Below are 11,848 nucleotides of genomic sequence, written 5' to 3'. Positions count from 1 at the left end.
ATGAAGGTCTGCGCTTCGCCATCCGCGAAGGCGGCCGCACCGTCGGTGCAGGCGTCGTCGCCAAGGTCATCGCGTAAGTACGCCGAGCGAACCAGGATAGAGAGACATGGATAGCCAGAATATCCGCATTCGCCTCAAGGCGTTTGATCATCGCGTGCTCGACCAGAGCACCAGCGAGATCGTCAGCACGGCCAAGCGCACTGGTGCGCGCGTGCGTGGTCCGATCCCGCTGCCGACCCATATCGAGCGGTTCACGGTGAACCGTTCGCCGCACGTCGACAAGAAGTCGCGCGAGCAGTTCGAGATTCGCACTCACAAGCGTCTTCTCGACATCGTCGACCCGACCCCGCAGACGGTGGACGCGCTCATGAAGCTCGACCTCGCCGCCGGCGTGGATGTCGAGATCAAGCTGTAAGGGAACGGAACCCATGCGGACCGGATTGGTTGCACGCAAGCTGGGCATGACCCGGCTGTTCACGGACGACGGCACGCACGTGCCGGTGACCGTGCTGAAGGTGGACAACTGCCAGGTTGTGGCGCAGCGCACTGAGGAGAAGGACGGTTACACCGCTCTTCAGCTCGGTATCGAAGCCGCCAAGCCGAAGAATGTGTCCAAGGCCCTGCGCGGTCACTTCGCCAAGGCGAATGTCGAACCGAAGCGCAAGGTTGTTGAATTCCGCGTCCCGGCCGAAGGCCTGGTCGAGGTTGGCGCCGAGCTGTCGGTTGAGCATTTCCTCGTTGGTCAGTTCGTCGACGTGACGGGCACGACCATCGGTAAGGGCTTTGCCGGTGTCATGAAGCGGCACAACTTCCGCGGCCTGGAAGCCAGCCACGGCGTGTCGGTCAGCCATCGTAGTCATGGTTCGACTGGTCAGCGCCAGGATCCGGGCAAGGTCTTCAAGGGTAAGAAGATGGCCGGCCATATGGGCGATCGTCAGCGCACGCAGCAGAACCTGCAGATCGTGCGTACCGACGCGACCCGCGGCCTGATCATGGTCAAGGGCAGCATCCCGGGCTCTGAGGGACAGTATGTGATGATCCGTGACGCGGTGAAGAAGCCGGCCGCCAAGGATCTGCCCATGCCGGCCGCTCTGAAGTCCGCCGAGAAGTAAGGTAGATAACCATGGCCGATAAAATCGAAATCGCCGTGACGACGCTGGAGAACAAGGACTCGGGCAAGCTTACGCTGTCCGCGGACGTGTTCGGCCTGCCGCCGCGCGCCGACCTTCTGCAGCGCTATGTGATCTGGCAGCTTGCCAAGCGTCAGCAGGGCACGCACAAGACCAAGACCTATGGTGAAGTTGCCGGTTCGACCCGCAAGATCATCAAGCAGAAGGGCACCGGTGGCGCCCGTCACGGTGGCATCCGCGCTCCGCAGTTCCGCGGCGGCGGTAAGGCTTTCGGCCCCGTGCCGCGCAGCCATGCCATCGATCTGCCGAAGAAGGTCCGCAAGCTTGCGCTGAAGACCGCTCTGTCGACCAAGCTGGCCGAAGGCAAGCTGAAGATCGTCGACAGCGCCGTTCTGAAGGCTGGCAAGACCAAGGAACTGGCCGGCAAGTTCAAGGGCCTGGGCCTGGACAATGCGCTGGTCATCGACGGCAACACGCTGGATGTGAACTTCGCCCGCGCCGTGCGCATGCTGCGTCATGTCGACGTGCTGCCGGAGCAGGGCGCCAATGTGTACGACATCCTGCGCCGCGACACCCTGGTCCTGACCAAGGCTGCGGTTGAGGCTCTGGAGGCTCGTCTGAAATGAGCAACGTGAACCACTACGATGTGATCCTTTCGCCGGTGATCACCGAAAAGGCGACCCGTACTTCCGAGTACAACCAGGTCACCTTCAAGGTGCCGCTGTCGGCCACCAAGCCTGAGATCAAGGCCGCCATCGAGGCGCTGTTCAAGGTCAAGGTGAAGGCCGTCAACACCCTGCGCGTTAAGGGCAAGGTCAAGATGTTTCGTGGCGAGCTGGGCCAGCGCTCAGATTGGAAGAAGGCGATGGTCACCCTCGCCGACGGCCACAAGATCGACGTGACGACGGGGATCTAAACCATGGCGTTGAAGAATTATAAGCCGGTTACGCCGTCCACCCGCCAGCTGGTCCTGATCGACCGCTCGCAGCTCTTCAAGGGTCGTCCGGTCAAGGAACTGACCGAAGGCCTGAAGAAGACCGGTGGCCGCAATCATTTCGGTCGTATCACGACCCGTCATATCGGTGGTGGCCACAAGCGCCGTTACCGCATGATCGACTTCAAGCGCCGCAAGTTCGATATCGGCGGCACGGTCGAGCGGATCGAGTATGACCCGAACCGCACCGCGTTCATCGCGCTGATCAAGTACGATGACAGCGAGCTGAACTACATCATCGCCCCGCAGCGCCTGAAGGTTGGCGACCGCGTGGTGTCGGGCGAGAAGGCCGACATCAAGCCGGGCAATGCGATGCCGCTGAAGTCGATCCCGGTCGGCACCATCATCCACAATGTGGAGATGAAGCCGGGCAAGGGCGGCCAGATGGCTCGTTCGGCGGGCAGCTTTGTCCAGCTGGTCGGCAAGGATCAGGGCATGGCCCTGGTTCGCCTGACCTCGGGCGAGCAGCGCCTGGTGCAGGCCGAGTGCATGGCCACGATCGGTGCGGTGTCCAACCCGGACAACCAGAACACCAATCTGGGCAAGGCCGGCCGCAAGCGCTGGATGGGCATTCGCCCGACCGTGCGCGGCGTTGCCATGAACCCGATCGACCATCCGCATGGCGGTGGTGAAGGTCGTACCTCGGGCGGTCGCCATCCGGTGACCCCGTGGGGCAAGAACACCAAGGGTAAGCGTACCCGTAACAACAAGCGGACGCAGAAAATGATCCTGCGCCGCCGCCCGTCGGGCAAGCATAGCTGATCGGGCTAGGAGGTAGATCGTGACACGTTCTGTCTGGAAAGGCCCGTTCGTCGACGGGTATCTGCTGAAGAAGGCCGACAAGGTTCAGTCTTCGGGCCGCAAGGAGGTCATCAAGACCTGGTCGCGCCGCTCGACGATCATGCCGCAGTTCGTCGGCCTGACCTTTGGCGTCCACAACGGCAACAAGTTCATCCCGGTGAACGTGACCGAGGAAATGGTGGGTCATAAGTTCGGCGAGTTCTCGCCGACCCGCACCTTCCCCGGCCACACCGCGGGCGACAAGAAGGCGAAGAAGTAACCATGAGCAAGCAGGCACGCGAATCCCGCCTCGGCGAGACCGAGGCCATGGCAATCGGGCGCAACATCCGTGTTAGCCCGCGCAAGCTTGGTGTGGTTGCCGGCCTGATCCGCGGCAAGCGGGTCGAGGCGGCTCTGTCCGAGCTGAGCTTCTCCAAGCGTCGTATCGCTCAGGACGTCAAGAAGGTCCTGCAGTCGGCGATCGCCAATGCCGAGAACAACCACCAGCTCGACGTCGACCGTCTGGTCGTGTCGGAAGCCAGCGTGGGCAAGGGCCTGGTCATGCGTCGCTTCCATGCTCGTGCGCGCGGTCGCGGCGCCGGCATCCAGAAGCCGTTCAGCCACCTGACCATCGTGGTGCGTGAGCGCGAAGAAGAGAAGAAGGCGCCGGCCAAGAAGGCCAAGGCGACTTCCGAAAAGGCTGATGCAGCCCCCGCCAAGAAGGCCAAGTCGGCCCCGAAGGCGAAGAAGGCTGAAGCGCAGGAGCAGGCGTAATGGGTCAGAAAGTCAATCCGATCGGGCTTCGCCTCGGCATCAACCGCACGTGGGATTCCCGCTGGTATTCCAGCGACAAGGAATATGCCGGTCTGCTGCATGAGGATCTGAAGATCCGCAAGTATCTCGAGCAGCGCCTGGCTCAGGCCGGTGTTGCCCGTATCGTCATTGAGCGTCCGGCGAAGAAGGCCCGCATCACCATTCACTCGGCTCGTCCGGGCGTGGTGATCGGCAAGAAGGGCGCCGATATCGAGAAGCTGCGTTCCGACCTGGCCAAGATGACCAAGTCTGAAGTGCATCTGAACATCGTCGAGATCCGCAAGCCGGAGCTGGACGCCAAGCTGGTTGCCGAGAATATCGGCCAGCAGCTGGAACGTCGCGTGGCGTTCCGCCGTGCCATGAAGCGCGCCGTGCAGTCGGCGATGCGTCTGGGCGCCGGCGGCATCCGCATCACCTGCAGCGGCCGTCTCGGCGGCGCCGAAATCGCGCGCGTCGAGTGGTATCGCGAAGGTCGCGTGCCGTTGCACACGCTGCGCGCCGACGTCGATTTCGCCCGCGCCACTGCCAAGACTGCCTATGGCAGCTGCGGTGTGAAGGTGTGGGTGTTCAAGGGTGAAATCATGGCCCATGACCCGATGGCGCAGGACAAGCGTATGGCTGAGCAGACCCAGGGTCACCAGGGTCATCAGGGCCGCCAGGGTTGAGCCGGGAGTAACGAGACATGTTGCAACCCAAGCGTACTAAGTTCCGCAAGGCCTTTAAGGGCCGTATCAAGGGCGTCGCCAAAGGCGGCACCGATCTGAATTTCGGTGCCTTCGGTCTGAAGGCTCTGGAGCCGGCGCGCGTTACCGCCCGCCAGATCGAGGCCTGCCGTCGTGCGATCACCCGTCACATCAAGCGTCAGGGCCGCATGTGGATCCGCGTGTTCCCCGACCTGCCGGTTTCGAAGAAGCCTGCCGAAGTCCGCATGGGCAAAGGCAAGGGCGCGCCGGAATTGTGGGTGTGCCGCGTCAAGCCCGGCCGCATCATGTTCGAACTGGACGGCATCCCGGCGGTTCTCGCCAAGGAAGCTTTCCTGCTTGGCGCCGCCAAGCTGCCGATCAAGACCAAGGTCGTCACTCGTATTGGTGAGGGAGCGTAAGCCATGAAGGGTAACGAACTGGTCGGCAAGACCAAGGATGAGCTGGCCACCAAGCTCGTCGATCTGAAGAAGGAGCAGTTCAATCTGCGCTTCCAGAAGGCGACCGGCCAGCTTGAGAACACCGCGCGCGTCACCCAGGTGCGTCGCGACATCGCCCGTGTGCGGACGGCCCTGACGGCCACCGCCAAGAAGGCGTAAGGAGAGAAGAGATGCCGAAGCGCGTACTGCAGGGCGTCGTGGTGAGCAACAAGGGCAACAAGACTGTCGTCGTGAAGGTTGAACGACGCATCATGGATCCCGTTTACAAGAAGTTCATCCGTCGTTCGAAGAATTACCATGCCCATGACGAGAACAATTCTCGGAAAGAGGGCGAGGTTGTGTGGATTCAGGAATCGAAGCCGATCTCCAAGCTTAAGCGCTGGGTTATCGTCGAAAACGCTTCCTGATCCGCATCAAGATATTTAGCGAGGTACAGGTCCAATGATCCAGGTGGAAACCAATCTCGACGTCGCCGATAATTCGGGCGCGCGCCGAGTCCAGTGCATCAAGGTGCTGGGCGGTTCGAAGCGCAAGACGGCGCAGGTCGGCGACGTTATCGTCGTCTCCGTGAAAGACGCCATTCCGCGCGGCAAGGTGAAGAAGGGTGACGTGCATCGCGCCGTCATCGTCCGCACCGCCAAGGAAATCCGTCGTCCCGATGGCAGCGCCATTCGTTTCGACCGGAACGCCGCAGTGCTGATCAACAAGCAGGAAGAGCCGATCGGCACCCGCATCTTCGGCCCGGTGACGCGCGAGCTGCGCTCCAAGGGCCACATGAAAATCATTTCGCTGGCGCCGGAGGTTCTGTAAGCCATGGCCGAAGCTATGAAGATCAAGAAGGGCGACAAGGTCGTCGTGATCACCGGTCGCTCCAAGGGCGTGACCGGTGAGGTGCTGAACGTCAGCCGCGAAAGCAATCGCGTGACTGTCGCCGGCGCCAATAAGGTGACCAAGCATGTCAAGCCGAGCCGTACTGCGGCCGGCGGCATCGAGCAGCGTGAAGCCCCGCTGCATGTTTCCAACGTGATGCTCGCCGACCCTAAGGACGGCAAGCCGACTCGCGTTGGTGTGAAAATCCTCGAAGATGGCCGCAAGGTGCGCGTTGCAAAGCGCTCCGGCGAAGTCATCGATCGCTGATGGAGGCTGACATGGCCAATCCGCGTATGAAAGACATCTACGAAACCCAGGTGCGCAAGCAGCTGATGGAAAAGTTCGGCTACAAGAACGCCATGGAAGTGCCGAAGATCGACAAGATCGTCGTCAACATGGGCGTGGGCGAAGCCGCGCAGGACTCCAAGAAGCTGACGGCCGCTGCCGCTGAAATGGCCGCCATCACCGGCCAGAAGCCGGTGCTGACCAAATCGCGCAAGGCAATCGCGAACTTCAAGCTCCGCGAAAACCAGGGCGTCGGCTGCAAGGTCACGCTGCGTCGCGAACACATGTACGAGTTCCTGGACCGTCTGATCAACATCGCGCTGCCGCGCGTCCGCGACTTCCGCGGCGTGAATGGCAAGAGCTTTGACGGTCGCGGCAACTATGCGCTCGGCCTCAAGGAACAGATCATTTTCCCTGAGATCGATTACGACAAGGTCGCTGATGTCCGCGGTATGGACATCATCATCTGCACCACGGCGAAGACGGATGAGGAAGCCAAGGCTCTGCTGGCCGCTTTCCGCATGCCGTTCCAGAACTGAGCCGAGAAGGGACGCCCGATATGGCAAAGACGAGTTCTGTTGAGAAAAACGAGCGCCGCCGCAGGCTGTCGGTCCAGTTCGCCGCCAAGCGCGCGAAGCTGAAGGCGACGATCAAGAACAAGAGCATCACTCCGGAAGAGCGTTTCGAGGCGGCCCTGAAGCTGGCCGAACTGCCGCGCAACTCCGCGAAGATCCGTGTGCGCAACCGTTGCGAACTGACCGGCCGTCCGCGCGCCGTTTATCGCAAGCTGAAGTTGTCGCGCAACATGCTGCGTGAGCTGGCCTCGAATGGCCAGATCCCCGGCATGGTCAAGTCGAGCTGGTAAGGAGAGCAAGAGATGGCTCTGACCGATCCCCTGGGCGATATGCTGGCCCGTATCCGTAACGGCCAGCAGGCGGGTAAGGCGACAATCGCTTCCCCGGCTTCGAAGCTGCGTATGAACGTGCTCGAAGTGCTGAAGAAGGAAGGCTACATCCGCGGCTATGAGCTGCAGGAAGAAGCCAACAAGCGCAATCTCCGTATCGAACTCAAGTATTATGAGGGCGAGCCGGTGATCAAGACCATCGACCGTGTGTCGAAGCCTGGTCGTCGCGTTTATTCCGGTATCAAGGACCTCACCAAGGTTCGCGGCGGTCTCGGGATTTCGATCCTGTCGACCCCGCGTGGCGTGATGTCCGACGCTGAGGCTCGCGCTGCCAATGTTGGCGGCGAAGTCCTCTGCCGCGTGTTCTAAGGAGTCGATCATGTCGCGTATCGGCAAGCATCCGGTTCCGGTGCCTCAGGGCGTCCAGGTCCAGTTGGCCGGGCAGACCCTGACCGCCAAGGGCCCGAAGGGTGAGCTCAAGCTCACCATCGTCGAGGATCTCGACGTCACGCTCGTTGACGGCAAGATCACCGTCAAGCCGCGCCAGGTGAACCGCCGCTCGCGCTCCATGTGGGGCATGCAGCGGACCCTGGTCAGCAATCTGGTCAAAGGCGTCAAGGACGGCTTCAACCAGGAACTCGAAATCAACGGCGTCGGTCTGCGTGCGGCTTTGCAGGGTAAGAACCTGCAGCTGAACATGGGCTTCAGCCACGAGGTTATCTATCCCATTCCGGCCGGCATCGAGATCAAGGTGGAAAAGCCCACTTCGATCAAGATTTCGGGCGCGGACCGACAGCTCGTTGGCAAGGTCGCGGCGGACATCCGCTCGGTCAAGCCGCCGGAGCCCTATAAGGGCAAGGGCATCAAGTATGCCAACGAGACTATCCTCCGCAAGGAAGGCAAGAAGAAGTAAGGATCGCGACGATGAGCAACAAGACTCGCATGAACGATCTGGCTGCCCGCCGCAAGGCGCGCAACCGGACTCGTATCGTCAAGGCGGCCCATGGCCGTCCGCGCCTGAGCGTGCATCGCTCGTCGCGTTACATCTACGCCCAGGTCATCGACGACGTGAAGGGCGTGACCGTTGTGTCGGCCTCTTCGCTGGAGTCCGGTCTGCGTGGCTCGCTGAAGACCGGTGCCGATACGGCTGCCGCTTCGCAGGTGGGCAAGCTGATCGCCGAGCGCGCCAAGGCCGCCGGCGTCACCGAGGTGACCTTCGACCGCGGTGCGTACCTCTATCATGGGCGCATCAAGGCGCTCGCCGAGGCTGCGCGCGAAGCCGGTCTGAGTTTCTAAGAAAGGTTCGGGTATCATGGCTGCTACTCAACGGGGTGAACGAGGCGACCGCGACCGCGGCGACCGCGGTGGTGATCGCGATCGCGGCGAAGGCGATATCGTCGACAAGCTGGTCAGCATTAACCGCGTCGCCAAGGTGGTGAAGGGCGGCCGTCGCTTCGGTTTCGCCGCTCTCGTCGTCGTCGGCGACCAGAAGGGCCGCGTCGGTTATGGTTCGGGCAAGGCCCGTGAAGTGCCGGAAGCGATCCGCAAGGCCACCGAGCATGCGAAGCGCAATATGATCCGCGTCACGCTGCGCGAAGGCCGCACGCTGCATCACGACATCGAAGGCCGTCATGGCGCCGGTAAGGTCGTGCTGCGTTCGGCTCCTCCGGGTACCGGCATCATCGCCGGCGGTCCGATGCGCGCCGTGTTCGAGACCCTGGGTGTCGCTGACGTGGTGACCAAGTCGCTCGGCAGTTCCAACCCGCATAACATGGTCAAGGCGACTTTCGAGGCGCTGAAGCAGCTCAACGCGCCGCGTCACATTGCGTCGAAGCGCGGCAAGAAGGTGGCCGACATCCTCGGCCGCAAGTCTGAGACCGAGGAGTAAGTCATATGGCTCCGGCAAAGAAGAAGGCCGCCAAGGCGGCCGGCAAGACGGTCAAGGTTACTTGGATCCGTTCGGCCAACAAGCGCACTGCCGATCAGCAGGGCACTCTGGTTGGTCTCGGTCTGCGCAAGCTGCATCAGACCCGCGAGCTCGAGGATACGCCCTCGGTGCGCGGCATGATTGCCAAGGTGCAGCACCTGCTCCAGGTCGAAGGCTAAAGGATTAAGCGGTCGGTTCCATCAGGGCCGACCCGAGCGGAAGGGTTAGAAACATGCGTCTCAATCAGATTGCCGACAACGAGGGCGCCCGCAAGAATCGCATGCGCGTCGGTCGCGGCATCGGTTCCGGCAAGGGCAAGACCTCGGGCCGCGGCGTCAAGGGTCAGAAGGCCCGTACCGGCGTCAGCATCAAGGGCTTCGAAGGCGGTCAGACCCCGATCTATCGTCGTCTGCCGAAGCGCGGCTTCAATCCGCTGAACCCGGTTCACTTCGAGACCGTGAACATCGGCCGCCTGCAGTCGGCCATCGAGAAGAAGAAGCTCGATGCCACGCAGCCGATCGACGAAGCGGTGCTGAAGAAGGCTGGCCTGTGCTCGCGCAAGTCGGGCGGCGTGCGCCTGCTGGGCACCGGCGAGTTGAAGGCCAAGATCACTATCACCGTCAGCGGCGCTTCGGCGACGGCCAAGGCGGCGGTGGAGAAGGCCGGCGGCAGCATCACGGTGCTGATCGCTCCGAAGGCGGAAGCCGAGCCGAAGGCCGAGAAGAAGGCCAAGGGCAAGAAGAAGTAAGTCAGACCTTTTCAGGTCCGGAGGCGGGGCTCAAAAGCCCCGCCGTCCGTCTCAGGTTCACGCGGTCGGATTTTTAGGGTTCTCGCACATGGCATCGGCAGCGGAACGCATGGCTGGCAGCCTCAATCTTGGGGCCTTCAGCAAAGCGACCGAACTGAAGAAGCGCATCTGGTTCACGATCGGCGCGCTGATCGTCTACCGGCTTGGCACCTATATTCCGCTGCCGGGCATCGACCCGCAGATCATGTCCGACATTTTCCGTCAGCAGGCCGGGGGCATCCTCGGGATGTTCAACGTCTTCGCCGGCGGCGCGCTTGAGCGCATGACCATCTTCGCGCTCAACATCATGCCGTACATTTCGGCTTCCATCATCGTGCAGTTGCTGACGGCGATCATGCCGCAGCTCGAAGCGCTGAAGAAGGAAGGCGAGGCGGGGCGCAAGAAGCTCAACCAGTATACCCGCTATGGCACTGTTGCTCTGGCGATCGTCCAGGCCTATGGCATCGCGGTCGGCCTTGAAGGCATGACCGGCAGCCGCGGTGGCGCAGTGCTCGATCCGGGCATGTTCTTCCGCCTGGTCACGGTCGTGACGCTCACTGGCGGCACGCTGTTCCTGATGTGGCTGGGCGAGCAGATCACCCAGCGCGGCATCGGACAGGGCACGTCGCTAATCATCTTCGCCGGCATTGTCGCCGAGCTGCCGCGCGCCATGGCCGCGACGCTCGAGCTGGGCCGCACCGGCGCGCTCAGCACCTTCTTCATCCTGTTCCTGATGATCCTGATCGTCGGCGTGATCACCTTTATCGTGTTCATGGAGCGCGCGCAGCGCCGCATCCTGGTGCAGTACCCCAAGCGTCAGCAGGGCGCCCGCATGTTTGGCGGTGAGAGCTCGCATCTGCCGCTGAAGCTCAATACCTCGGGCGTCATTCCGCCGATCTTCGCGTCTTCGCTGCTGCTGATGCCGGCGACCGTCGCGCAGTTCAGCGCCGGTGCCGGCGCGCCTGGCTGGATCACCACCGTGACCACGCTGCTTGGCCATGGTCAGCCGCTCTATATGGCGACCTACGTCGCCCTGATCGTGTTCTTCTGCTTCTTCTATACTTCTGTCGTATTCAATCCGACGGAAACTGCAGATAACCTGAAGAAGTACGGCGGCTTCGTGCCCGGCATCCGTCCGGGCCAGCGTACCGCCGAGTATTTCGACTACGTGCTGACTCGTTTGACGGTGGTTGGCGCCGCCTATATCTCCGCGGTCTGTCTGCTTCCGGAATTCCTGATCTCGCAGTATTCGGTGCCGTTCTATTTCGGCGGTACCTCGCTGCTGATCGTGGTCAGCGTGACCATGGATACCGTCGCGCAGATCCAGTCGCATCTGCTCGCACACCAGTATGAGGGCCTCATCAAGAAGGCCAAGCTGAGGGGGGCGCGGAAATGAGGTTGATCCTGCTCGGACCGCCGGGCGCCGGTAAAGGCACCCAGGCCCAGCGTCTGATGGCCAAGCATGGCCTGGTCCAGCTTTCGACCGGCGACATGCTGCGCGCTGCGGTGAAGTCCGGCTCGGCCATCGGCCTCAAGGCCAAGGCGATCATGGACAGCGGTGCCCTGGTCTCGGACGAGATCGTGGTGGGCATCATCGCCGACCGGATCGACCAGCCGGATTGCCGCAAGGGCTTTATCCTGGATGGCTTCCCGCGCACCACCAAGCAGGCGGAAGCGCTGGACAAGATGCTGGCCGAGCGCAAGCTCCGCCTGGATGCCGTCATTGAAATGAAGGTCAATGACTCCATTCTGGTTGAGCGAATCACTGGCCGATTCACCTGTGCCAAGTGCGGCGCCGGCTATCATGACAAATTCCAGCCGACCAAGCAGCCCGGTGTATGCGACCGCTGTGGCTCGACCGAGTTCACCCGCCGGGCGGACGACAAGGCCGAGACCGTGGTCCCCCGGCTGAAGGCCTACCACGAACAGACCGCTCCCTTGCTCCCGTATTACGACGGGCGGGGTATTCTGAAGCGGGTCGATGGAATGGCCGAAATTGACGATGTTACCCGTCAGATTGAGGCGGTTTTAGCATCGCTCTGACCGCACTTAAGTAGTTGACTGAGTAGGAAGAGTTTCTATAATCGCGCCCCTTGGGCAAGGGGCGCGAGCAGGATAAGAGGCAGCGGATCCCGACGTAAGTCATTGACTTCGTTGGGTTTGTCTCGTGTCTGAATGTCGCCCAAGTGATCGTTCCGGTAAGGCCGGAATGAGTGA

At 62.0% G+C, this 11,848-nt stretch carries 23 protein-coding genes and 1 pseudogene; all 24 read left to right on the top strand.

Annotated elements, in window-relative coordinates:
• Positions 1 to 77, top strand: a 77-nt coding sequence (locus AC1RRE_RS19465) for an EF-Tu C-terminal domain-related protein (protein WP_445808136.1), incomplete at its 5' end; no start/stop codon positions are given.
• 29 nt (positions 78 to 106) lie between these two features.
• Entirely contained in the window at positions 107 to 415 is a 309-nt protein-coding gene (rpsJ, locus tag AC1RRE_RS19460; RefSeq protein ID WP_144257943.1) for a 30S ribosomal protein S10, read from the top strand.
• Between the two features lie 13 nt (positions 416 to 428).
• Positions 429 to 1,112: a 50S ribosomal protein L3 gene (gene rplC / locus AC1RRE_RS19455; protein WP_492983585.1), complete on the top strand. Its 684-nt coding sequence runs from the start codon at positions 429 to 431 to the stop codon at positions 1,110 to 1,112.
• A gap of 23 nt (positions 1,113 to 1,135) precedes the next feature.
• Complete coding sequence (rplD, locus tag AC1RRE_RS19450; protein ID WP_492983603.1) at positions 1,136 to 1,756, top strand: 50S ribosomal protein L4; 621 nt, start codon at positions 1,136 to 1,138, stop codon at positions 1,754 to 1,756.
• Positions 1,753 to 2,046 (top strand): 50S ribosomal protein L23, encoded by a 294-nt coding sequence (locus AC1RRE_RS19445; protein WP_492972835.1) that lies wholly within the window; start codon positions 1,753 to 1,755, stop codon positions 2,044 to 2,046. The genes rplD and AC1RRE_RS19445 overlap by 4 nt, the downstream gene beginning before the upstream one ends.
• Positions 2,047 to 2,049: 3 nt before the next feature.
• Positions 2,050 to 2,886, top strand: a complete 837-nt coding sequence (gene rplB, locus AC1RRE_RS19440) for a 50S ribosomal protein L2 (RefSeq protein WP_492983584.1) — start codon at positions 2,050 to 2,052, stop codon at positions 2,884 to 2,886.
• 19 nt (positions 2,887 to 2,905) lie between these two features.
• Complete coding sequence (rpsS, locus tag AC1RRE_RS19435; protein ID WP_492983582.1) at positions 2,906 to 3,184, top strand: 30S ribosomal protein S19; 279 nt, start codon at positions 2,906 to 2,908, stop codon at positions 3,182 to 3,184.
• 2 nt (positions 3,185 to 3,186) lie between these two features.
• Positions 3,187 to 3,558 (top strand): annotated as a pseudogene (gene rplV, locus AC1RRE_RS19430) (50S ribosomal protein L22); the annotation flags it as partial.
• Positions 3,559 to 3,677: 119 nt separating this feature from the next.
• Positions 3,678 to 4,382, top strand: coding sequence for a 30S ribosomal protein S3 (gene rpsC / locus AC1RRE_RS19425; protein WP_492983580.1), 705 nt, complete (start codon positions 3,678 to 3,680; stop codon positions 4,380 to 4,382).
• Positions 4,383 to 4,399: 17 nt separating this feature from the next.
• Positions 4,400 to 4,819 carry a 50S ribosomal protein L16 gene (gene rplP / locus AC1RRE_RS19420; protein ID WP_492983578.1) on the top strand — a complete coding sequence of 140 codons (420 nt, stop codon included), beginning with the start codon at positions 4,400 to 4,402 and terminating at the stop codon, positions 4,817 to 4,819.
• Positions 4,820 to 4,822: 3 nt separating this feature from the next.
• Positions 4,823 to 5,017: a 50S ribosomal protein L29 gene (gene rpmC, locus AC1RRE_RS19415; RefSeq protein WP_492983576.1), complete on the top strand. Its 195-nt coding sequence runs from the start codon at positions 4,823 to 4,825 to the stop codon at positions 5,015 to 5,017.
• Positions 5,018 to 5,028: 11 nt separating this feature from the next.
• Complete coding sequence (gene rpsQ, locus AC1RRE_RS19410; protein ID WP_492983574.1) at positions 5,029 to 5,265, top strand: 30S ribosomal protein S17; 237 nt, start codon at positions 5,029 to 5,031, stop codon at positions 5,263 to 5,265.
• Between the two features lie 34 nt (positions 5,266 to 5,299).
• Positions 5,300 to 5,668 carry a 50S ribosomal protein L14 gene (gene rplN / locus AC1RRE_RS19405; RefSeq protein WP_492983572.1) on the top strand — a complete coding sequence of 123 codons (369 nt, stop codon included), beginning with the start codon at positions 5,300 to 5,302 and terminating at the stop codon, positions 5,666 to 5,668.
• Positions 5,669 to 5,671: 3 nt separating this feature from the next.
• Entirely contained in the window at positions 5,672 to 5,995 is a 324-nt protein-coding gene (gene rplX / locus AC1RRE_RS19400) for a 50S ribosomal protein L24 (RefSeq protein WP_492983570.1), read from the top strand.
• 26 nt (positions 5,996 to 6,021) lie between these two features.
• Positions 6,022 to 6,552 (top strand): 50S ribosomal protein L5, encoded by a 531-nt coding sequence (rplE, locus tag AC1RRE_RS19395; RefSeq protein WP_492983601.1) that lies wholly within the window; start codon positions 6,022 to 6,024, stop codon positions 6,550 to 6,552.
• Between the two features lie 20 nt (positions 6,553 to 6,572).
• Positions 6,573 to 6,878 (top strand): 30S ribosomal protein S14, encoded by a 306-nt coding sequence (rpsN, locus tag AC1RRE_RS19390; RefSeq protein ID WP_492983568.1) that lies wholly within the window; start codon positions 6,573 to 6,575, stop codon positions 6,876 to 6,878.
• A gap of 12 nt (positions 6,879 to 6,890) precedes the next feature.
• The gene (gene rpsH / locus AC1RRE_RS19385) at positions 6,891 to 7,286 is read left to right on the top strand and encodes a 30S ribosomal protein S8 (RefSeq protein WP_492983566.1); all 396 of its coding nucleotides are present in this window, start codon (positions 6,891 to 6,893) and stop codon (positions 7,284 to 7,286) included.
• Positions 7,287 to 7,296: 10 nt separating this feature from the next.
• Entirely contained in the window at positions 7,297 to 7,830 is a 534-nt protein-coding gene (rplF, locus tag AC1RRE_RS19380) for a 50S ribosomal protein L6 (protein ID WP_492983564.1), read from the top strand.
• Positions 7,831 to 7,841: 11 nt separating this feature from the next.
• Complete coding sequence (gene rplR / locus AC1RRE_RS19375) at positions 7,842 to 8,213, top strand: 50S ribosomal protein L18 (RefSeq protein WP_492983562.1); 372 nt, start codon at positions 7,842 to 7,844, stop codon at positions 8,211 to 8,213.
• Between the two features lie 16 nt (positions 8,214 to 8,229).
• The gene (gene rpsE / locus AC1RRE_RS19370; RefSeq protein ID WP_492983560.1) at positions 8,230 to 8,805 is read left to right on the top strand and encodes a 30S ribosomal protein S5; all 576 of its coding nucleotides are present in this window, start codon (positions 8,230 to 8,232) and stop codon (positions 8,803 to 8,805) included.
• A 5-nt stretch (positions 8,806 to 8,810) separates the two neighbouring features.
• Complete coding sequence (gene rpmD / locus AC1RRE_RS19365) at positions 8,811 to 9,023, top strand: 50S ribosomal protein L30 (protein WP_492983558.1); 213 nt, start codon at positions 8,811 to 8,813, stop codon at positions 9,021 to 9,023.
• 53 nt (positions 9,024 to 9,076) lie between these two features.
• On the top strand, positions 9,077 to 9,592 hold the full coding sequence (rplO, locus tag AC1RRE_RS19360; RefSeq protein ID WP_492983556.1) for a 50S ribosomal protein L15: 516 nt from the start codon (positions 9,077 to 9,079) through the stop codon (positions 9,590 to 9,592).
• Positions 9,593 to 9,680: 88 nt separating this feature from the next.
• Positions 9,681 to 11,027 (top strand): preprotein translocase subunit SecY, encoded by a 1,347-nt coding sequence (secY, locus tag AC1RRE_RS19355; RefSeq protein ID WP_492983554.1) that lies wholly within the window; start codon positions 9,681 to 9,683, stop codon positions 11,025 to 11,027.
• Positions 11,024 to 11,674 carry an adenylate kinase gene (locus AC1RRE_RS19350; protein ID WP_492983552.1) on the top strand — a complete coding sequence of 217 codons (651 nt, stop codon included), beginning with the start codon at positions 11,024 to 11,026 and terminating at the stop codon, positions 11,672 to 11,674. Before secY ends, AC1RRE_RS19350 begins: the two co-directional genes overlap by 4 nt.
• Positions 11,675 to 11,848: the final 174 nt, after the last annotated feature.

It is taken from the genome of Ferrovibrio sp. GW821-FHT12D07 (assembly GCF_058807275.1).
This window is presented reverse-complemented; position numbering and strand designations above follow the sequence as displayed.

Coding starts and splice junctions, on each gene's coding strand:
- rpsE (WP_492983560.1), top strand. CDS start 8,230: ATGGCTGCTACTCAACGGGGTGAACGAGGCGACCGCGACCGCGGCGAC.
- rplX (WP_492983570.1), top strand. CDS start 5,672: ATGGCCGAAGCTATGAAGATCAAGAAGGGCGACAAGGTCGTCGTGATC.
- rpmD (WP_492983558.1), top strand. CDS start 8,811: ATGGCTCCGGCAAAGAAGAAGGCCGCCAAGGCGGCCGGCAAGACGGTC.
- rplC (WP_492983585.1), top strand. CDS start 429: ATGCGGACCGGATTGGTTGCACGCAAGCTGGGCATGACCCGGCTGTTC.
- rpsN (WP_492983568.1), top strand. CDS start 6,573: ATGGCAAAGACGAGTTCTGTTGAGAAAAACGAGCGCCGCCGCAGGCTG.
- rplO (WP_492983556.1), top strand. CDS start 9,077: ATGCGTCTCAATCAGATTGCCGACAACGAGGGCGCCCGCAAGAATCGC.
- rplE (WP_492983601.1), top strand. CDS start 6,022: ATGAAAGACATCTACGAAACCCAGGTGCGCAAGCAGCTGATGGAAAAG.
- rplB (WP_492983584.1), top strand. CDS start 2,050: ATGGCGTTGAAGAATTATAAGCCGGTTACGCCGTCCACCCGCCAGCTG.
- rpsJ (WP_144257943.1), top strand. CDS start 107: ATGGATAGCCAGAATATCCGCATTCGCCTCAAGGCGTTTGATCATCGC.
- rplF (WP_492983564.1), top strand. CDS start 7,297: ATGTCGCGTATCGGCAAGCATCCGGTTCCGGTGCCTCAGGGCGTCCAG.
- rplN (WP_492983572.1), top strand. CDS start 5,300: ATGATCCAGGTGGAAACCAATCTCGACGTCGCCGATAATTCGGGCGCG.
- rpsH (WP_492983566.1), top strand. CDS start 6,891: ATGGCTCTGACCGATCCCCTGGGCGATATGCTGGCCCGTATCCGTAAC.
- rpsC (WP_492983580.1), top strand. CDS start 3,678: ATGGGTCAGAAAGTCAATCCGATCGGGCTTCGCCTCGGCATCAACCGC.
- AC1RRE_RS19350 (WP_492983552.1), top strand. CDS start 11,024: ATGAGGTTGATCCTGCTCGGACCGCCGGGCGCCGGTAAAGGCACCCAG.
- rpsQ (WP_492983574.1), top strand. CDS start 5,029: ATGCCGAAGCGCGTACTGCAGGGCGTCGTGGTGAGCAACAAGGGCAAC.
- rplR (WP_492983562.1), top strand. CDS start 7,842: ATGAGCAACAAGACTCGCATGAACGATCTGGCTGCCCGCCGCAAGGCG.
- rpmC (WP_492983576.1), top strand. CDS start 4,823: ATGAAGGGTAACGAACTGGTCGGCAAGACCAAGGATGAGCTGGCCACC.
- AC1RRE_RS19445 (WP_492972835.1), top strand. CDS start 1,753: ATGAGCAACGTGAACCACTACGATGTGATCCTTTCGCCGGTGATCACC.
- secY (WP_492983554.1), top strand. CDS start 9,681: ATGGCATCGGCAGCGGAACGCATGGCTGGCAGCCTCAATCTTGGGGCC.
- rplP (WP_492983578.1), top strand. CDS start 4,400: ATGTTGCAACCCAAGCGTACTAAGTTCCGCAAGGCCTTTAAGGGCCGT.